At 48.3% G+C, this 20,262-nt stretch carries 21 protein-coding genes; 5 read left to right on the top strand and 16 right to left on the bottom strand.

Annotated features, from left to right (window positions below):
• Positions 1-207 precede the first annotated feature (207 nt).
• Positions 208-426 (top strand): osmotically-inducible lipoprotein OsmB, encoded by a 219-nt coding sequence (osmB, locus tag FEK43_RS03175; protein WP_000498252.1) that lies wholly within the window; start codon positions 208-210, stop codon positions 424-426.
• Positions 427-552: 126 nt separating this feature from the next.
• On the opposite strand, the gene yciH is transcribed toward osmB, so the two are convergent.
• From yciH to pgpB, 5 genes are all read right to left on the bottom strand, one after another.
• Positions 553-879, bottom strand: coding sequence for a stress response translation initiation inhibitor YciH (yciH, locus tag FEK43_RS03170; protein ID WP_135406484.1), 327 nt, complete (start codon positions 877-879; stop codon positions 553-555).
• Entirely contained in the window at positions 879-1,616 is a 738-nt protein-coding gene (pyrF, locus tag FEK43_RS03165) for an orotidine-5'-phosphate decarboxylase (RefSeq protein WP_135406482.1), read from the bottom strand. Before pyrF ends, yciH begins: the two co-directional genes overlap by 1 nt.
• 193 nt (positions 1,617-1,809) lie before the next feature.
• Positions 1,810-2,979 (bottom strand): lipopolysaccharide assembly protein LapB, encoded by a 1,170-nt coding sequence (gene lapB, locus FEK43_RS03160; RefSeq protein WP_130208841.1) that lies wholly within the window; start codon positions 2,977-2,979, stop codon positions 1,810-1,812.
• Between the two features lie 6 nt (positions 2,980-2,985).
• Positions 2,986-3,294 (bottom strand): lipopolysaccharide assembly protein LapA, encoded by a 309-nt coding sequence (gene lapA / locus FEK43_RS03155; protein WP_130259733.1) that lies wholly within the window; start codon positions 3,292-3,294, stop codon positions 2,986-2,988.
• Positions 3,295-3,454: 160 nt separating this feature from the next.
• Positions 3,455-4,207, bottom strand: a complete 753-nt coding sequence (gene pgpB, locus FEK43_RS03150) for a phosphatidylglycerophosphatase B (protein WP_135406480.1) — start codon at positions 4,205-4,207, stop codon at positions 3,455-3,457.
• A gap of 168 nt (positions 4,208-4,375) precedes the next feature.
• Between pgpB and ribA the strand changes: the two genes are divergently transcribed.
• Positions 4,376-4,966 (top strand): GTP cyclohydrolase II, encoded by a 591-nt coding sequence (ribA, locus tag FEK43_RS03145; RefSeq protein ID WP_130208847.1) that lies wholly within the window; start codon positions 4,376-4,378, stop codon positions 4,964-4,966.
• A 62-nt stretch (positions 4,967-5,028) separates the two neighbouring features.
• On the opposite strand, the gene acnA is transcribed toward ribA, so the two are convergent.
• From acnA to topA, 6 genes are all read right to left on the bottom strand, one after another.
• Positions 5,029-7,704 (bottom strand): aconitate hydratase AcnA, encoded by a 2,676-nt coding sequence (acnA, locus tag FEK43_RS03140; RefSeq protein WP_135406478.1) that lies wholly within the window; start codon positions 7,702-7,704, stop codon positions 5,029-5,031.
• Positions 7,705-7,867: 163 nt separating this feature from the next.
• Positions 7,868-7,963, bottom strand: coding sequence for a small membrane protein YmiC (gene ymiC, locus FEK43_RS03135; RefSeq protein WP_130208851.1), 96 nt, complete (start codon positions 7,961-7,963; stop codon positions 7,868-7,870).
• Positions 7,964-8,078: 115 nt separating this feature from the next.
• Positions 8,079-8,249, bottom strand: a complete 171-nt coding sequence (locus FEK43_RS03130) for a hypothetical protein (RefSeq protein ID WP_130208853.1) — start codon at positions 8,247-8,249, stop codon at positions 8,079-8,081.
• Positions 8,250-8,251: 2 nt separating this feature from the next.
• Positions 8,252-8,392 carry a YmiA family putative membrane protein gene (locus tag FEK43_RS03125; protein WP_212741620.1) on the bottom strand — a complete coding sequence of 47 codons (141 nt, stop codon included), beginning with the start codon at positions 8,390-8,392 and terminating at the stop codon, positions 8,252-8,254.
• Between the two features lie 319 nt (positions 8,393-8,711).
• Positions 8,712-9,686 (bottom strand): HTH-type transcriptional regulator CysB, encoded by a 975-nt coding sequence (gene cysB / locus FEK43_RS03120; RefSeq protein ID WP_064527218.1) that lies wholly within the window; start codon positions 9,684-9,686, stop codon positions 8,712-8,714.
• Between the two features lie 209 nt (positions 9,687-9,895).
• Positions 9,896-12,493, bottom strand: coding sequence for a type I DNA topoisomerase (topA, locus tag FEK43_RS03115; RefSeq protein WP_130208855.1), 2,598 nt, complete (start codon positions 12,491-12,493; stop codon positions 9,896-9,898).
• Between the two features lie 378 nt (positions 12,494-12,871).
• Here topA and FEK43_RS03110 point away from each other — a divergent pair, with 378 nt between their 5' ends.
• Entirely contained in the window at positions 12,872-13,123 is a 252-nt protein-coding gene (locus FEK43_RS03110) for a YciN family protein (protein WP_130208857.1), read from the top strand.
• Between the two features lie 35 nt (positions 13,124-13,158).
• Here FEK43_RS03110 and sohB read toward each other — a convergent pair whose 3' ends face one another.
• Complete coding sequence (sohB, locus tag FEK43_RS03105) at positions 13,159-14,208, bottom strand: protease SohB (protein ID WP_130259729.1); 1,050 nt, start codon at positions 14,206-14,208, stop codon at positions 13,159-13,161.
• A gap of 218 nt (positions 14,209-14,426) precedes the next feature.
• Here sohB and FEK43_RS03100 point away from each other — a divergent pair, with 218 nt between their 5' ends.
• Positions 14,427-15,185: a YciK family oxidoreductase gene (locus tag FEK43_RS03100; protein ID WP_130222779.1), complete on the top strand. Its 759-nt coding sequence runs from the start codon at positions 14,427-14,429 to the stop codon at positions 15,183-15,185.
• Entirely contained in the window at positions 15,182-15,772 is a 591-nt protein-coding gene (cobO, locus tag FEK43_RS03095; RefSeq protein ID WP_130259727.1) for a cob(I)yrinic acid a,c-diamide adenosyltransferase, read from the top strand. Before FEK43_RS03100 ends, cobO begins: the two co-directional genes overlap by 4 nt.
• A gap of 51 nt (positions 15,773-15,823) precedes the next feature.
• Here the strand turns inward: cobO and FEK43_RS03090 are convergent, their stop codons facing one another.
• From FEK43_RS03090 to FEK43_RS03075, 4 genes are all read right to left on the bottom strand, one after another.
• Positions 15,824-16,132, bottom strand: a complete 309-nt coding sequence (locus tag FEK43_RS03090; RefSeq protein ID WP_130208865.1) for a hypothetical protein — start codon at positions 16,130-16,132, stop codon at positions 15,824-15,826.
• A gap of 10 nt (positions 16,133-16,142) precedes the next feature.
• Positions 16,143-17,144, bottom strand: coding sequence for a hypothetical protein (locus FEK43_RS03085; protein ID WP_130208867.1), 1,002 nt, complete (start codon positions 17,142-17,144; stop codon positions 16,143-16,145).
• A 169-nt stretch (positions 17,145-17,313) separates the two neighbouring features.
• Entirely contained in the window at positions 17,314-18,189 is an 876-nt protein-coding gene (gene rluB, locus FEK43_RS03080) for a 23S rRNA pseudouridine(2605) synthase RluB (RefSeq protein ID WP_001291217.1), read from the bottom strand.
• A 191-nt stretch (positions 18,190-18,380) separates the two neighbouring features.
• The gene (locus FEK43_RS03075; protein ID WP_135406476.1) at positions 18,381-20,258 is read right to left on the bottom strand and encodes a DUF2207 domain-containing protein; all 1,878 of its coding nucleotides are present in this window, start codon (positions 20,256-20,258) and stop codon (positions 18,381-18,383) included.
• Positions 20,259-20,262: the final 4 nt, after the last annotated feature.

The following is a 20,262-nucleotide window of genomic DNA, read 5'->3' as shown; positions in this document are numbered from 1 at the left end:
TGGCTGTTAATTAAGACTATTTACCTGTCCTTAAAACTTCAAAGTTGTAAACTTAACATTAGCGATATAACAGGAAGTGACTGTCACCTGCGTGATATAACCCTGCGCGAGAGGATTTCACGGAAAATAACTTTTTCAGAAAGCGTCTTAACTATTATAGTTAAAGAGAGCTTACTTCCGTGAATCATAAATTCAGGAGAGAGTATTATGTTTGTAACGAGCAAAAAAATGACCGCGGCTGTTCTGGCGATTACGCTGGCTATGTCTCTGAGTGCCTGTTCTAACTGGTCTAAACGAGATCGTAATACCGCAATCGGTGCGGGTGCAGGTGCTTTAGGTGGTGCAGTACTGACTGATGGCAGCACGCTGGGTACGTTAGGCGGTGCGGCAGTCGGTGGTATTATCGGTCACCAGGTCGGTAAATAATCGTAAATAAATGTCGATTAGCGACTCGCAATTATAATACGCTTAACTCTGTTCAGTACGAAATAACTGAATAATACACACAGTAAAATAAACGAAAGCCACGGAATATTTTCGTGGCTTTTTTTGTTAACCGCCGGCGAGTTTTACCTTCATGCCTTTCGCTTCAAGCATTGATTTTAATAAATCACGCTTATCACCCTGAATTTCGATAATTCCTTCTTTTACTGACCCTCCGCAGCCGCATTTTTTCTTCAGTTCTGCCGCTAGCTTTATCAGTTCAGCTTCATCGAGATCAACACCAGTAATCAGGCAAACACCCTTACCTTTACGGCCGCTGGTTTGACGTTGAATACGCACAACGCCATCACCTTTAGGGCGTAAAGGGGCCACTTTCGGTTCATCGATACGTCCAGTCTCCGTTGAATAGACCAGACGGCTGTTGGAATCACTCATTATGCACTCCGCTGTAACGAGGCGTTGATCGCTTTCAGCGTTTGCGCTGGATCCGCAGATTGCGTCACCGGGCGACCAATCACCATATAATCAACCCCAGCTGCCAGCGCCTGTTCTGGCGTCATAATGCGGCGCTGGTCTCCAGCATCACTCCCCTGCGGACGAATACCCGGCGTAACCAGTTTGAAGTCCTGACCAAACGCTTGTTTAAAACGAACGGCTTCCTGGGCAGAACACACCACGCCATCAAGACCACATTTTTGTGTCAGCGCCGCCAGACGCTCTGCATAATCCGCTGGTGACAGTGTCACGCCGAGATCCGCCAGATCGCTTGATTCCATGCTAGTCAGCACAGTTACCGCTATTAACAACGGCGCGTCTTTGCCAAACGGAACCAGCGCCTCACGAGCAGCGGTCATCATACGCGCCCCGCCAGAGGCATGAACATTCACCATCCACACACCTAAGTCAGCCGCTGCAGCCACGGCGTGCGCTGCTGTGTTGGGAATGTCGTGAAATTTCAGGTCAAGGAAGATATCAAAACCACGCTCTTGCAGTTCACGGACAAACTGTGGCCCAAACAGCGTAAACATCTCTTTGCCAACTTTCAGACGACAATCGCGTGGGTCGATTTTTTCGACAAATGCCAGCGCAGCATCACGATTATTATAATCAAGGGCAACAACGACGGGAGAACGCGTAACAGCGCGGGAAGAAGATGAAGCAGTTAACGTCATGACCAGACCTTCTTGATGATGGGCACCGGAAGTGGCGCGAAAAAGGTAAACGGCGTGCATTCTACCCGTGGAAATAAAAAATTAACAGTTGCGATTTCTCCCCTGTCAGGCTTTTTTATGCAGGCGTTACCGAAGCACATTTGTTGATAACAACCATTAGTATGTTGTAACTAAAGTTGATTTTTTTTAAAAACTACAGACCGTCCAGACCACGAATTGGTTTAATGGTCGACCAGGCCCGACAGGACGGACAATGCCAGTAAAGGGTATAAGCGGTAAAACCACACTTCTGGCAGCGATAACGCGGCTTACTGCGTACCTTCTCACCAACCATATCGCGCAGCACCATCAGGCTCTCTTTTGCACGCCCTTCTTCCGCTTCATTGAGGTGGTAATCCATCAATTTGTGGAACACGCGCATGGTTGGATGACGTTGCAACTGCCGCGTAATGTAAACCTGAGCTGCATCGCTCCCGTCACGCGATTCAATGATGTCAGCAAGCATCAGTTCAGCATCAGCACCCGTATTTTCTTCCACCGCTCGCTGGAGAAACTCTGCCCATTCGTCAGTTTTACCCAACTGCTGATAGCAGGTTTGCAGCATTTCCAGCGTTTCGCTGACCAGTTCTCTGTCCTGAGAAATAACGCGTTGCAGGCTTTCGACCGCTTTGCCATACTCGCCTTTGGCCATAAAAACACGCCCCATCATGATGGATACGCGCGCGCTGTTTTTGTCGGCCGCCGCCCCTTTTTTCAGCAACGTCATGGCACGATCGAGATCTTCGCTGGCAATGTATTGAAGAGCTAATTCACAATAGAAATGAGCTATTTCGACCCGCTGTTTATCTTTACCCAGTTTAACCAAACGTTCGGCGACATCGATCGCCTTTTGCCATTCACTGGTGGCCTGGTAGATTTGCAGGAGTTGTTGCAAAGCGCCAACACGGAAGTCAGTTTCATCAGTCAATTGATTAAACATATCTTCCGCACGATCGTACAATCCGGCAGCCATGTAATCACGACCCAGTTGCTGAATTGCCAACAGGCGCTGTTCATAGGTCAGCGAGGCGCTTTCCATTAAGGTTTGGTGGATGCGAATTGCGCGATCGACTTCGCCACGGGATCGGAACAAGTTTCCGAGCGTAAGGTGGGCTTCAACGGTGCCGGTGTCCTCTTTGAGCATATCGAGGAACAGGTCCACCGCCTTATCTTGTTGATTGCTAAGCAGAAAGTTAACCCCCGCCACGTAATCACGTGACAGGCGATTGGCTTCATCTTGCTTGTTTTGTTGCGCACTTCTGCGGCCCATATACCAGCCATAGGCAGCGGCTACAGGCAAAAGCAGAAACAACAACTCCAGCATAGAAGGTTATTCCTTCGCCACTGACGCATGCGGCGCTACCGCCACATCAGTCGAGGATGAAAGCTGATTTTCCAGTCGCTTTATTTTACGTTCAGCACGCGCCAGAGAAACACGTACTCGCAGCCAGAACAGTCCGCAAATTAACCAACCGATAGCAAAACCCGCAGCAAACAATACCGCCAGCAAAGTAGAGATACGATACTCCCCTTGCGCTAACAGATAGTTAAACGTCACCTGTTGATCGTTCTGCGCACCTAACGTGACCGAAATCACGAAAATCGCCAACACCAATAAGAAAATGAGTAAATATTTCACATTACTTCCCGTTATGTGGTTAGAGCGCATAAATTATGGTCAACTTACCGCAATAGCCCTTTAAAGTACCATTTTCACGCCGACTGCGAAATGGCAACTACGTGCATTGTTGGTGATTTAAGGGCGAAAATCAGAAAATCAACCAGCGTTAACTTTCTTCTTATCGTTGCGCTATCTCACGATTTTCTTCCGGAGGTGGTGTTAATGGCCCACAAATTCGTTGTGCAAGCCAGGTTGCCACCGCCACCAGCGCCCACGAAATCAATGTAGCCACCACCAAATCACGCGGCCAATGCATCCCGAGTAGCAGACGGCTTCCCATGACTCCCGTGGCCCAAACCAGCAAGAGTGCAATGGTGAACGTTCGCCGACGCGGCCACAGTAACCCAACGGCCAGCAGCGCCCAACTGGCAGCAAACATCGTGTGACCGGAAGGAAAGGCAAAACCCGTCTCTTTCTGCCAGTGAGAGCGTAAATAGCCCGGTATATTATTTTCTGCAGCCAACTGTTCTTTCACTAAACTTCCGCGTTCCGCACGTTTTAAAGTGTAGAACTCCTCAACCGGAATATGATGTGTTTTTTCCAGCCATATCACAAAGGGGCGCGGCTCCTGAACTTTATCTTTTATCCAGGATTTCACGCCTTGTCCAATGAGGATCGCCGCAGCCAGAATGGTAAACAGCATAATTGCGGCTTTGAGGCGAAAACGCAGACACCAGAGAAACCAAGCGAATAAAATCAGATGTGTAATGACGCCCCAGGGCTGAGTAACGGTTTCAGTGATCCAAAAGGCCGCTTTTAACAGCCAACTTTGATCTCCTGGTTGCCAACGCCAGCCAGAAATCCATACAGCTACCGGCATTACAAGTAATAGTGCAGCTCCCACTGCGGTACGTCTGGCAATCGAACGCATGGCCTCTCCTTTTTATAATTCCCACAATCATAACTGAAAATGCCTGCGCCAGTAAAAATTGACAGATTTGTGCCATTCAGTGAACGATTGGCGCGTCGTGATTAGGAGAACCCCTTCGCGTTATGGCAAAATAAGCCAATACAGAACCAGCATTATCTGGAGAATTTCATGCAGCTTAAACGTGTGGCAGAAGCCAAACTGCCAACCCCATGGGGCGATTTCCTGATGGTGGGATTTGAAGAACTGGCAACCGGACACGATCATGTCGCGTTAGTTTATGGCGACATTTCAGGACATACTCCTGTCCTGGCACGCGTCCATTCTGAGTGTCTGACCGGTGATGCCCTGTTCAGCTTGCGCTGCGATTGCGGCTTCCAGCTTGAAGCGGCACTGACGCATATTGCCGAAGAAGGCCGTGGTATTTTGCTGTACCACCGTCAGGAAGGACGTAACATCGGTTTGTTGAATAAAATCCGTGCTTATGCGTTACAGGATCAAGGTTACGATACTGTAGAGGCCAATCATCAGTTAGGTTTCGCCGCTGATGAACGTGATTTCACCCTCTGCGCCGACATGTTCAAGTTACTGGGCGTTAATGAAGTCCGTCTGTTAACCAACAACCCGAAAAAAGTCGAAATTCTGACCGAAGCGGGTATCAACATTGTTGAACGCGTGCCGTTGATTGTTGGCCGTAACCCAAATAATGAACACTATCTCGATACTAAAGCCGAGAAAATGGGCCATTTGTTCAACAAATAACCCTGTTCGCTACAGACTTAATATATTTGCCGGATGATCCACATCCGGCAACTAAAGTTGAATTACTTCAACATATTACGGATGACATAATGCAAAATACCGTCATTCCGGTAATAGGTTAATTCTGTTGCAGTGTCGATGCGACAACGGCACGGCACAACGTCCTGCACACCATCAGCTCGCGTTAGTGTCACAGGAACCGTAGCGCCAGGTTGCAGATTTTGTAGATCGGCAATATCAATCTTCTCTTCCCCCGTCAGCCCTAACGATTTACGCGTCACCCCTTGCGGGAACTCCAGCGGCAAAATACCCATGCCGATTAAATTCGAACGATGAATACGTTCAAACGATTCTGCAATCACCACGCGAATACCGAGCAGACGCGGGCCTTTTGCCGCCCAGTCTCGACTCGAACCTGACCCATATTCTTTCCCGGCAATTACCGCCAGCGGTGTTTTCTCTTGCTGATAGCGCATCGCCGCATCATAAATAGAGATAACATCATTGCCTGGTAGATGGCGCGTCATCCCCCCTTCAACACCAGGCACCATTTCGTTACGAATGCGAATATTGGCGAACGTGCCACGCATCATCACTTCATGGTTACCACGACGCGAACCGTAGGAGTTAAAATCTTTACGCTCAACACCACGACCTTGTAGATATCGACCCGCGGGACTATCAGGCTTAATGCTGCCTGCCGGAGAGATATGGTCAGTGGTAACCGAATCCCCCAGCATTGCCAGAATTCGCGCACCGTGAATATCTTCCACTGGCGCAGGGGTTGCCTGCATTTCATCAAAGAAAGGGGATAAGCGAATGTAGGTCGAATCATCCTGCCATCCGTAGGTATCTGATCGTACAACCTTAATCTCCTTCCACTCCGCAGTCCCTTCGAAAACTTCCGCGTACTCCTTACGGAACATTTCAGTGGAGACTTGCGCAACAGCGCGAGCAATCTCTTGAGTCGATGGCCAGATATCTTTCAGATATACCGGATCGCCTTTACGATCGTGCCCCAGAGGTTCGGAAGCCAGGTTGATATTCATATTGCCCGCCAGTGCATAGGCAACCACCAGCGGCGGCGAAGCCAACCAGTTGGTTTTAACCAGCGGATGAATACGTCCTTCAAAGTTACGGTTGCCAGACAGTACCGCGCCAACGGTTAAATCGCCCTTTTTGATCGCGGTTTCGATAGGATCGGGCAACGGACCAGAGTTACCAATACAGGTGGTACAACCATAGCCCACAAGGTTAAAACCCAGTTCATCAAGATACGGCGTCAGTTTGGCTTTTGCCAGATAGTCAGAAACCACTTTCGAGCCAGGCGCGAGAGACGCTTTGACCCACGGTTGTCGTTTCAGCCCCAGGGTGACGGCTTTTTTCGCCAGTAATCCGGCCGCCATCAGCACGCTGGGGTTAGAGGTATTGGTACACGACGTTATCGCGGCAATAACCACCGCACCATCAGGCAACTGATACTGATGCCCGTTCATAACATAATCGACCGGCTGGCGATCTTTATGCGTGGCGTTGACTTCCAGTTCATTACTGGCGGCAAAAGCTTTTGGCACATCAGGCAGCGCAACACGATCTTGTGGACGCTTTGGACCGGCAAGACTAGCGACTACGTCGTTCATATTCAATTCAAGCGTACTGGTAAACACCGGTTCATCACCTGCGTTCCGCCACATCCCCTGCGCTTTAGCATATTTCTCAACCAGTTCAACCTGGTCTTCACTACGGCCGCTTAACCGCATGTAATCGAGAGTGACAGCATCGATTGGGAAGAAGCCGCAGGTCGCACCATATTCCGGCGACATATTGGCAATGGTTGCACGATCCGCCAGTGGCAGTGAATCCAGACCATCACCGTAAAATTCGACGAATTTACCTACTACGCCATGTTTACGTAGCATCTGAGTAACGGTCAGCACCAGGTCGGTGGCGGTAATGCCTTCACGCAGTTTACCGGTGAGTTTAAAGCCCACCACATCAGGAATAAGCATGGAAACTGGCTGACCTAACATCGCCGCTTCCGCTTCAATTCCACCAACGCCCCAGCCTAACACACCAAGACCGTTGATCATGGTCGTGTGCGAGTCGGTGCCAACGAGCGTATCCGGATAAGCAATCCACTCCCTCTCCTGCAATTCACTCCACACCGCTTTGCCGAGATATTCAAGGTTCACCTGGTGGCAAATCCCAGTGCCTGGTGGCACAACGCTAAAACGACTGAACGCCTGTTGCCCCCATTTCAGAAACACATAACGCTCGTGGTTGCGCTCCATTTCCAGGCGTACGTTTTCCTCAAATGCCTCATCATCGCCAAAGCGATCGACGGTCACCGAGTGGTCAATCACCAGATCGACTGGTGAGAGCGGATTCACCTTCGCGGTATCGCCACCGAGACGTTTTACGGCTTCCCGCATCGCCGCAAGATCAACAACAGCAGGTACGCCGGTAAAATCCTGCATCAGCACTCTGGCTGGACGGTAGGCAATTTCGCGGTCGGCATGGGCATTTTTCAGCCATCCCGCCAGCGCATGAATATCGTCTTCGGTGACCGAATTGCCATCCTGCCAGCGCAGCAGGTTTTCGAGCAGAACTTTGAGCGACTTAGGCAGACGGGTGATATCGCCCAGTGATTTGGCAGCAAGCGGCAGGCTGTAGTAGTGGTAAGTTTTATCTTTGGCCTGCAACGTGTCCTTACTGGCTTCTCGTAGGGTTGACGACATAGCTCCTCCTTAATAACAGGGTTGCGATGCCCTGATTCTCTTCAGGGTGAATATTAAAGATAACACAAACATCGCGTAACGATTTGATAACAACCCAAATTGATAAAAGAGGAGAAACCGTGTGGCAAAGCAAAAGAAAACCCCGCCGCAGCGGGGTCAGGGATCAGTGAGTAACGATCCAGAGGAGTTCAGCCCAGAAGAGCATCGACAGAGAAAATGCGCCCATCCAGGACCAGTATTTCGTATTTGTAGTGATCATAGGCTACACCCTTAACAGTTATTACTTTATGTTGAGATAACTCAACCTGTTATTGCTGTGGTGTAATAAAAGCCGTTATATTCATTAATATATTGGGGAACAAGAATGATGATAATTATTGTTTCTGCTGATCATCTTCAGCAAACATCTCTATAAAGGCTTGCTGTTGCGGTGTTAGTTTCCAGCTATGGGGTATAACGACGGAACAATCCCGTTTCGTTTCCGTTGCATTGTCATTCTGCTGACATAATGGTGACGGCTCCTGATGTTGCTCCTGAACGACCATAGTTATCCCCACACTTTCCAAATCAGCAGTGCGACAACCACCCAAAAGAGCGCAGAACCAAGAAATACCGCAAGCCAGGCTTTGCGTTTTAATTCAGGGTCCCGGCGGGGGTCCTGATTTCCAGAAGGCATTGCTAACCTCATATAATCGCCATCACTTATCAGAAAGACGCTAAACGATTGGTATAGTTAATCAAATGATAGGACAAATCCTAATGAAACTTTAGTCAAAAATCCAGCGAATTTACGAATCGTTTCCAGTGAATAATTCAATCTTTTGACCTGAAATAGATATTTGAAGAGTGGAGTTTGCAACGCGGATAAATAGACACTACTTTATGCTCGATTTGCCATAAAAATTTTGTGGATATTTATATTGTGAGCGACTAACAAATAAAAAGGAATAGAGAATATATTCCGGCACCTTTGTCACATAAAAAGATGCCGGAAATAACGTGGGTAATTATTTTTCTGGCAATTTGATATCTTTGAACATGACTTCAATTTCTTCATTGGAACGCAGTGCTACGGCGGCATCAACGACGTCTCGCGTTAAATGCGGCGCAAAACGCTGAATGAAATCATACATATAGCTGCGTAAAAACGTACTACGGCGAAAACCAATTTTAGTTGTGCTGTGGCTGAAGATATCATGTGCATCGACACGCACCAGATCGGGGTCTGAAACCGGATCGACCGCCATGCTGGCAATGACCCCTACTCCCAGCCCAAGACGAACGTAGGTTTTAATGACGTCAGCATCAGTTGCTGTGAAGACAATACGCGGCGTCAGCCCTGCGCGGTTAAATGCTGTGTCCAGTTCGGAACGGCCGGTAAAGCCGAAGGTATACGTTACTAGCGGATACTGCGCCAGTTCTTCAATCGTAATTTCCTTTTTGCCCGCCAGAGGATGATCCGGGGTTACCACAATGGCCCGGTTCCAGTGGTAGCACGGCAACATCACTAAATCTTCATATAAATGCAGGGCTTCCGTGGCAATTGCGAAATCAGCATTACCTTTAGAGACTGCATCAGCAATTTGTGTCGGCGAGCCCTGATGCATATGCAAAGAAACTCGAGGATAACGCTCGATAAAGCCTTTAATGACATTTGGCAGCGCATAACGTGCCTGAGTATGGGTAGTGGCAATATACAGCGAACCTTTATCAGGCCAGGTGTGTTCACCGGCTACCGATTTAATGGCGTCGACCTTTGACAACACTTCACGAGCAATACGGATAATTTCCTGCCCTGCGGGGGTTACCTGCGTCAGGTGCTTACCGCTACGGGAAAAAATTTGAATGCCCAGTTCATCTTCCAACATTCTGACTTGCTTACTGATCCCGGGTTGTGATGTGTAAAGTCCTTCAGCCGTTGAGGAGACATTCAGGTTATGATTGACTACCTCAACAATATAGCGAAGTTGTTGTAATTTCATGTTAAACCATCCAATTAGACGCCATCAGAACATCGTTTTTTCGCCACACCTGGCGGGTGACTAATACGATTTAATAATAAAAAAAGTGATAACTATAACCACTATATCATTTATAGCTTTAGTGTATAGGTGTGTAGAAAAAATAATATGCAATGAAAAAGGGCCGCTTTTGCGACCCTTTGTTTATAAAAACCGGAAAGACTTAAAGGTTATTTTTTCCCTTCAACCCATTTGCCATCAACATAAAATGCTGACCAGCCAGTTGCCTTTCCGTCTTTTTCCGAAGAGACATATTGCTGTTTGGTTTTACGGCTAAAGCGAACCATTGTCTTATTACCGTCTGGATCTTGCTGCGGAGCCTCCGCCAGATAACGCAGTTTTTCCGGTAGACGGTCGCGGAAGCGATAAAGCTCTTCCACCAGCGGCGCACGCGTTTCACGAGATTTCGGGAAGGTGTTGGCAGCCAGGAACACTCCAGCAGCGCCGTCACGGAGCACGAAATAAGCATCCGATTTTTCGCACGCTAATTCTGGCAGCGGAACCGGATCTTCTTTCGGTGGCGCCACTTCGCCGTTACGTAAAATCTTACGCGTGTTTTTACACTCTTCATTGGTACAAGCCATGTATTTACCGAAACGCCCCATTTTCAGGTGCATTTCAGAGCCACATTTTTCACACTCAACGATCGGGCCGTCATAACCTTTAATGCGGAATTCGCCCTCTTCGATCTCATAACCATCGCAGGTTGGGTTATTACCACAAACATGCAACTTACGTTTTGGATCGATGAGATAGCTGTCCATCGCCGTGCCGCATTTCGGGCAACGACGTTTGGCGCGCAGGGCGTTAGTTTCAGCGTCTTCGCCTTCCAGTACGTTCAGTACTTCGTTTTCCGGCACCAGGTTAATGGTGGTTTTGCAACGCTCTTTCGGCGGCAGCGCATAGCCAGAACAGCCAAGGAATACCCCGGTGCTCGCTGTACGAATACCCATTTTGCGGCCACAGGTAGGGCAATCAATGCTGGTCAAAACCATCTGGTTTGGACGCATACCGCCCTCTTCCGGATCTTTTTCCGCTTTATCAAGCTGCTGGGTGAAATCCGAGAAGAAGTGATCCAGTACGGCTTTCCATTCCGCTTCGTGATTTGCCACCTGGTCGAGGCTGTTTTCCATCTGCGCGGTGAAGTCGTAATTCATTAATTCGCGGAAATTTTCTTCCAGACGATCGGTTACGATTTCACCCATTTTTTCCGCATAGAATCGACGGTTTTCCACACGCACATAGCCGCGATCCTGGATGGTCGAAATAATCGACGCATAGGTAGACGGACGACCAATACCACGTTTTTCCAGTTCTTTAACCAGCGAGGCTTCGCTGAAACGGGCTGGCGGCTTGGTAAAGTGCTGTGCCGGAGTCAGTTCAACAAGCGACAGAGAGTCGCCTTTATCGACTGCCGGTAAAATACGATCTTCATCGCCTTTACGCAGCGCAGGCATTACTTTCGTCCAGCCATCAAAGCGCAGAATACGTCCGCGTGCTTTCAGGCGGAAATCGCCTGCACCAACGGTCAGCGTGGTGGAATCATATTTCGCCGGGGTCATCTGACAGGCAACAAACTGACGCCAGATTAACTGGTAAAGTTTCTGTGCGTCCGCTTCCATATCCTTCAGCGATTCCGCCATCACATTGACGTCAGAAGGACGAATTGCTTCGTGCGCTTCTTGTGAGTTTTCTTTGCTGGCGTACTGATTCGGACTTTCCGGCAGATATTTATTACCAAAATTATCGCTGATATAACCGCGAACCATATTTACCGCGTCCTGACTCAGGTTAGTGGAGTCAGTACGCATGTAAGTGATATAGCCTGCTTCATACAGACGCTGCGCCATCATCATGGTCTTTTTCACGCCAAAACCAAGACGAGTGCTGGCAGCCTGTTGCAGCGTAGAGGTAATAAAAGGAGCGCCAGGTTTGCTTGTGGTCGGTTTGTCTTCACGTTCCAGCACGCTATAGCGCGCTTTTTCCAGCAGACTTACCGCAGCCTGAGTTTGTTCTTTATTGACCGGGCGGAACGGTTTGTCATTCTGATGAGTCACCTGCAAAGCCAATGCCTCGCCGGATGGCGTGGTCGTGCTGGCATCCACTTCCCAGAACTCTTCCGGTACGAACGCTTTAATTTCACGCTCACGTTCAACCACCAGGCGGACCGCTACCGACTGCACACGCCCGGCAGACAGACCACGAGCAATTTTTTTCCACAGCAGCGGAGAAACCATATACCCCACCACGCGGTCCATAAAGCGACGCGCCTGCTGGGCATTAACACGATCGATATTCAGCTCACCTGGCTTGTTAAATGCCTGACGAATCGCGTTTTTCGTAATTTCGTTAAATACCACTCGGCTATAGCGCGCATCATCACCACCAATCACTTCCCGCAGGTGCCATGCAATGGCTTCCCCTTCGCGGTCAAGGTCGGTTGCGAGATAGATGTGGTCGGCTTTTTCAGCCAGTTGTTTCAGTTCAGAGACGACCTTCTCTTTACCTGGCAACACTTCATAGTGCGCCTCCCAATTGTGCCACGGGTCAACCCCCATACGGTTGACGAGAGCGCCACGTTCATCCTTTTTAGGCTTTTTAGCCGTCTTGGTGGAGGTAGAGTCGGCACTCTTTTTGGCTGCTGAGCCACTGGTCGGCAAATCGCGGATGTGACCGACGCTGGATTTCACCACGTAGTCACTACCCAGATACTTGTTGATCGTTTTGGCTTTTGCCGGGGACTCAACGATGACAAGAGCTTTACCCATATTCACCTTACCTAATTTGATTCTTCCAGGAATGCGTCGCACATTGATAAACCTTCCACTGGCAACGAGTTACCGATATGGACTCGCTCTCTGCGGATATCAACCCCTTGTCGTGACTCTGTTCACGATAATTCAGGTGACTGAGTTAACAGGTCTGGCCTACAGGCGCTATAGCACGACGTAATTTTGGTCGAATGTCAAGCAAATCTATTGCCAGATTGACGAAAGCGTCACACTGTACCTGATAAAATCCGTTACGCAACTTTATTAGCATGCAAAATCCAAAGTTGCCAGTAAGGCGCTCTTGCCGTCAGCGTGGTATATTTGTCTGCAAGCCATGCCTGGCGTAGACTAATGTCCTTGTTTAAGGAGTAAATAATGAACAAAGAGACACAACCCATCGACCGCGAAACGCTGTTGAAAGAGGCTAACAAAATCATACGTGAGCATGAGGATACGCTCGCAGGGATTGAAGCCACCGGCGTCACGCAGCGTAATGGCGTGCTGGTGTTTAGCGGCGATTATTTTTTAGATGAACAAGGATTGCCGACAGCGAAAAGCACCGCGGTGTTTAATATGTTCAAACACCTGGCCCATGTGCTCTCGGAAAAATACCATCTGGTCGATTAAAGATAAACGCGAGGTTTTACCCTCGCGTTTATCTTTTACATCAACGGCTTTTGCCCTCGTTGCCACCAGCGTAGCAACAATCGATCGGCGCTCTCTGCCGCGCTGCCAGTGAATCGATCGATCAACCGTTTACGCTGCATATAGCGTACATTGACCACTTCACGACCTTCCATCAGGCTAAGGATCACTTCATCACTGGTATTGATTTCGTCAACCAGGCCTTTCTCCACCGCCTGTTGTCCGTACCAGTGTTCACCGGTTGCCACCATTTCAATGTCCAGAGACGGACGCATACGCTTCACAAAATCTTTAAATAACTGATGCGTTTCGTTCAGTTCTTCGCGGAATTTCTCGCGCCCTTCTTCGGTGTTTTCACCCAGCACTGTCAGTGTGCGCTTATATTGCCCGGCAGTGTGCAGTTCGATATCAATATCTTTGCTTTTCAGGAAGCGGTTAAAGTTGGGCATTTGCGCCACAACACCAATAGAGCCAACAATTGCAAACGGCGCTGAAACAATTTTATCCGCCACACAGGCCATCATGTAACCGCCGCTGGCAGCCACTTTGTCTACCGTAACGGTTAAAGGAATATTTTTATCGCGTAGGCGCTGCAACTGTGAAGCCGCCAGACCGTAACCATGTACCATGCCTCCGGGGCTTTCCAGACGCAGAACGACCTGATCCTGCGGTTTAAATGCCGCGAGTACCGCAGTAACCTCTTCACGTAGCGCGTTCACTTCATGGGCGTCCATGCTGCCCTTGAAATCCAGCACCCAGACTCGTGGCTTACTTTCGGCTGCCACCTCGCCCAGTTTGGCTTTTGCTTTCGCTGCCTTCGCTTCTTGCTTGTGCTTTTTCTTCTGCGCTTTGTGCCACTGTTTTTGCTGATGTGGATCCATCAGCGCCGCAGCCAGTTCTTCTTTCATCTCCTTATACTGTTCGCTGAGATTGTTGACTCGTAACTCGCCACGCTGGCGTTTATTACGTTGAGCAACATTGACAATAATGGCGGCAATAGCCGCAATCGCCACCACAACGGTGACGATTTTCGCCAAAAACAAACCATATTCAGACAACAATTCCACGAGTCCCACCTTGGTTAAACAACGCTTTGGCTCACAGTTTACAACAGGCATGTTAAGCCGTCTCGCAGAGATGTTATTGCGGCGAAAGTATGACAAAGTATTCATTTTACGGCGTTATCGCCCCAGGCTGATTGAAATGCCCTCCTGTTTCAGGCATAAAACCCCAAAGTCATAAAGTACACTGGCAGCGCGACTGTTGATGTCGTCGGGGAGTAGCCATGCATTACCAACCAAAACAAGATTTACTCAATGATCGTATTATCCTGGTGACAGGCGCCAGCGACGGCATTGGTCGTGAAGCCGCTTTAACTTATGCGCGCTATGGCGCGACGGTCATTCTGCTGGGCCGGAACGAAGAAAAATTACGTCAGGTGGCCCAGAGCATGTTCGAAGAGACAGGACGCCAGCCGCAATGGTTTCTTCTCGATTTGCTGACCTGTACGTCCGAAGACTGCCAACAACTGGCACAGCGTATTGCTGTTAATTACCCGCGTCTGGACGGCGTGCTGCATAACGCCGGATTGCTCGGCGATGTTTGCCCAATGCGCGAGCAAAATCCGCAGGTCTGGCAGGACGTCATGCAGGTCAACGTTAATGCCACCTTTATGCTCACCCAGGCACTGCTTCCTTTATTACTCAAATCGGACGCCGGTTCGCTGGTCTTTACCTCATCAAGCGTTGGGCGTCAGGGGCGTGCCAACTGGGGCGCATATGCGGTGTCGAAATTTGCCACCGAAGGAATGATGCAAGTGCTGGCCGATGAATATCAGCAGCGCCTGCGCGTCAACTGCATTAACCCCGGCGGTACACGTACTGCAATGCGTGCCAGTGCTTTCCCCACCGAAGATCCACAGAAACTCAAAACACCCGCCGATATCATGCCACTCTATTTATGGCTGATGGGCGATGACAGCCGCCGTAAAACCGGCATGACCTTTGACGCCCAACCGGGCCGCAAACCAGGAATTTCCCAATGAGTGATGAACGCTACCAACAGCGTCAGCAGCGTGTTAAAGAGAAAGTTGATGCTCGCGTGGCGCAAGCGCAGGATGAGCGTGGCATTGTCATCGTCTTTACCGGCAATGGAAAAGGCAAAACCACCGCGGCATTTGGTACCGCAACTCGCGCGGTTGGCCATGGCAAAAAAGTGGGGGTCGTGCAGTTTATTAAAGGTACCTGGCCTAACGGCGAGCGCAATTTGCTGGAGCCACATGGCGTTGAGTTTCAGGTGATGGCAACGGGCTTTACCTGGGATACGCAAAATCGCGAGTCTGATACCGCCGCCTGCCGTGAAGTCTGGCAACATGCAAAGCGGATGCTGGCAGATCCCTCAGTGGATATGGTTTTGCTCGATGAGCTGACTTATATGGTGGCGTATGACTATTTGCCACTTGAAGAAGTGGTGCAGGCGTTAAATGAACGTCCAGATCAGCAGACGGTGATTATCACGGGTCGTGGTTGTCATCGGGATATTCTTGAACTGGCGGATACGGTAAGTGAGTTACGCCCCGTGAAACATGCGTTTGATGCTGGCGTAAAAGCGCAGATAGGGATCGATTACTAAGTGAAAGCACCTCAAAAGAAACCTCTTGAGGTGCTTTAATCATAATTATATTCAAGCGGCAATAGCAAAATTCAGAATGCGTGTAATCTCATTAAAATGTCTCTGATATGTTTCATGATTCTCAGCGTCAACATCTTCAATAAATAATATCAATTCAGTAATTAACGCATTAGCATCGTCATAATTTATCTCGGCTAACTCTGGCGAAGTTTCAGTACCATAGTTAATCGTCAGGTTGTTCATAACTGTGAGGATATGGATAAAATATTTATGACAAACATTGCATGTGGTTTTATTGCCCAGGGTATTATACAGCATATCAAGTAATGCCAGTATCCTACGATTTTGCACATCGTTCATAAAAAGCCTCCTATAACATTATTCCGCTGGCAATAAGTAATTTTGCCAGCCCCTCAGACGCCTTTAACCCACTAATGACCTGTGCGCGTAATATCTCATTTAACCTTTTTTGTTCAGCTGCCGTGCGTGTTTTATTAACGTATAAGCTTTTCAGATAATCACCCTTATCTATAAAGGCATTTAAAGCCTCAATCGCAGGCATGGCAGGTGCCGATGCCTGTAGCCTGGTTTCATTCACATTGATTACTGAACTTAGAAACTCTTTCCTGTTTTTCAGCGTGTTAAACTCTGTATTCTTAGAGTTTTTAGATGCCGTATTATAATAAAACATATTATCATGCACATTCGCAAAGGTATAATTTTCAATCTTGTTGCTTTTTGTATAAATATCATTACGCAAAACTGTCATGTTCTTTATAAGTCTTACCCAGTTTTCATCTACCGTTGTACCTATTTTTCCAGAATTGACTTTTATTATATATAACTCATTGAAATAATTTACTAAATCTTTAACCGCCGCTGCAGACTGAGCTAAATCTTTGCTATGTGAAACACCAAGTAGTGTTTGTGCGTTGTTTGCGTGATCCAGAGCCTGTTTAAGTAATGCCACTTGCTGACTTTCCGTTGTTGCCATATCCTCAGTCAGAAGTTCTACATAAGCGCTCATGCTATTAATGACTTCCATTGAAGCCAGTAGTTTTTCTTTCTCGAAAGGGACTAATTGTACTTGTTTTGTATTTGGCCCTGGACGCTGGCATAATTTCCCTCCATTACCATCACCGCCTATATCTATGGCATAATCAGGTCGCAGGGCACAATCCGGATTAGTTGCATAGAAATTAACAAGGAAGTTTTCACGAGAAGCATAATATTGTTTAAAGAAACTTGCATTCGCTGCCACCGCTTTGTTACCCACAGTAATAACAGTTTCAGCTTGTTCGTTTTTCAATGCTTCAGTTGCACAACCTGAAAGCATTAACAGCGATAGAAATATTCCACTATATCTAATCATAACCCACCTCTTAACGTTGAGTTTATCTCAGATAATTAAATAGTAATGTGGCTATTTCCGGGCATTATTCATAAGCAAGTATGAAATTAAATTAAAATACTGCGACTATTTATCATGCTTCAAATGAAGAAAAGGCCCCGCAGGGCCTTTATTTTATACTTATCTTAAATTAACCGTTATTATTACGTCCGCCAGAACGACGACCGCCGCTCACCTGGCTATGACGTTTCACCGCACGTCGAATTTGATTTGCCTTCATGCGACGACGATCTTTTTCTACAGCGACTTTAGAGCTGGTTTCTGGCGGTAGCTCCACCAGTTCGCGCAGATAGTTAGTCTGGGCGAGATCCAGCTCCGTCCAGCCGCCGCGTGGCAGACCTTTCGGCAGTGGAATATCACCGTAACGCACACGGATCAGGCGACTTACCTGCACGCCAACCGCTTCCCACAGACGACGAACTTCACGGTTACGGCCTTCGGTCAAAGTAACGTTGTACCACTGGTTGATCCCTTCACCGCCGCTGAACTTGATGGTTTTAAAGGCTGCCGGACCATCTTCCAGCTGCACACCACGGCTTAAATCACGCAGTTTCGCGTCGTCAACCTGACCAAATACACGCACGGCATATTCACGTTCAACTTCACGGCTTGGATGCATTAAACGGTTTGCCAGTTCACCATCGGTGGTGAACAGCAACAGACCACAGGTGTTAACGTCCAGACGACCCACGGCAATCCAGCGTGCGCCACGCAGCTTCGGCAGACGGTCAAACACCGTTGGGCGCCCTTCCGGATCGTTACGGGTACACAACTCACCTTCTGGTTTGTAATAGGCCAGAACGCGACAAATTTGTTCAGCGGACTCACGTACCGAAATCAGGTGACCATCGATACGGATTTTCAGCCCAGGGGTAACTTCAACGCGATCGCCGAGTTTGGCAATTTTGCCATCAACACTCACACGACCGGCTTCAATAATAGATTCGATTTCACGGCGAGAACCGTGGCCGGCACGCGCCAGCACTTTCTGTAACTTTTCGCTCATTGAGCTTCCTTTTGGTGTCGCCTTCCCAGGCGTCTGGTATGCTTTTGTGCAACAATGAGTCAGAACTTACATCTGACTCACTGATAGTAAAGTCTGTTTGAACTCTTCAGGCCGTAGCTGGCCTGCCTTTGAGGCGGAACATCATACACGATCTTTATGGTTAAAGCTTGTTTCGATTAACATCGGCTTCATTACCAACCACCACCAGCGCCAGAACCACCACCGGAATAGCTCCGCCCCAACAAACTGGTATAGGCCCCGCAACTCAGGTGCGTCTGTAATGAGAATAAAACGCCGTTACGGGCAATCTCTGGAGCGCGAATCGCCGAAGAAAGCGAAGGAACGATGCGTAACGCCCATTCCCTCCCCAAATTTGCCGATATAGCCCAACCTAACAACGCGTAATCCAGCTTCCGTGTTTCCCCTTTCCGCCGCCGCCCACTGTGCGTTGCCGCCTCTTTACGCGCAAGATAGTTAACGATAGCTTCACCGTGGGCATAACGTTGCTGCCCAGTTTGGGTAAACTTTGGCAGAAAAATATACCCCATGCCAGTGAGATAACCGGTCAGGAAAACAGCGCTAAAATAACCCGCCGGCATGTACCAGTAAAAGAATACATCTCCGACATTGATATAGAGAGAATAGAAGGCCACGCCTGAACAAATCAGTGGTAAAAACAAAGTGATGATTACACGATTAACGCAAGGCTTGTCATCATCGCGGGCAAACAAAAGCTCAAGGGAACAAAATAAAAAAGGAAGAAGCCAGCAGACCATAATAAACATATCGCCCACCAGACTCATTCCTGCCCAACCTACCGGACTCAGGTTACCGTAGAGAATGACCGCCAATATCGCCATTCCGCCCCATTGCAAAAACGCATCAGGTCGGTAAAACGAAGACTTTTTACGCGGCAGATAAAATTTCTGCATCCGTAAAAATGCTCTGCGTAAGACTCTGTTGCGCCTCCCCGTAAGAACGACCTTATCGCCTTTACGAAATAGCGCTTCCAGTAATAACTGTTCGGTGGGCAGTAATACCGCATTATTTCTGGTCGCGCCTTCATTAACACGAATCAGGGTTTGCTGATTTTTGTCATACTGATCTTCCAGATGAATTTTTCCTTTCACAATCAGATTTACGATATCGGCACAAAAACCTTTATCGTCGTAAACCAGTTTCGCATCGAGACGTAACATGCCGGGCGTATAATCTGGCGGAATGACATCGGTTTCAATCACATCTACCGGCGTAAATTGCGGCCTGCGCTTCCAGAGATATAACCATCCACACGCCAGGAGCAAACACGGTAACCAAATGATAAGAGACGATGTTGAGGGCCAAAAAAGATGGCTAAAGATATTCGCCGTGTGTTGTGCCGGGGCATTATCCAGCAAGGCATGAGGCCAGCGGTAGAGAACCGTGAAATCTTCACGATAAAACGGATCGCGAGATTCAATTTTTCCGTCCTCAAGGATGCGCCCATTTCGATATGTGTCGCCCTCTTCTCCAGTAAAGAGATCGATTTCGCTAAATGGATTACCCGCAATATTAGAGAACTGGAGAGAAAATCGGGTCTTATAAATTTCAAACGGCCAGTTGTTACCGGTCACGTTCCAGATTAGCAGGTCAGAGTCACCATCGCGTAGAAAAGCATTTTTAACCTGATAATGAATTTGATAATGATAGTCGCCTTGAGGCAAGAAACGTTGTTTATCGCCCACGACAATACTCATTAACCCGATATGCCAGTCAAGATGCCAGAGTTCAGGAACGCCATCACGGGTGACGCTAATAATGCGATAGTTCAGCAGCGCCGCGTCACCATTAGGCTGCATCCATAGTCGGGGTAAATCACGATAAAACCCGTGCTTAATCTGCTGATTTCGCGCCTGAAAATGAATGTTCTCTTTGATGTCGAGCACCCCATCCGGTTGCAGAGTGGCTTCAACATCAAAGAGCGAGATCCCTTCTTCATATGAAGGGATCTCCGTGTTTTTCGCATAACTCAACGAAGAGAAAAAAAGCCCAACTATCAACAGCAAAATGCAGCGATATATCCCTGCCATAATC

Source organism: Escherichia sp. E2562 (genome assembly GCF_005781075.1).
In the GTDB taxonomy this organism is placed as follows: Bacteria; Pseudomonadota; Gammaproteobacteria; order Enterobacterales; family Enterobacteriaceae; genus Escherichia.
The sequence above is the reverse complement of the archived record's forward strand: the minus strand, read 5'-3'. Positions and strand labels throughout refer to the sequence as shown.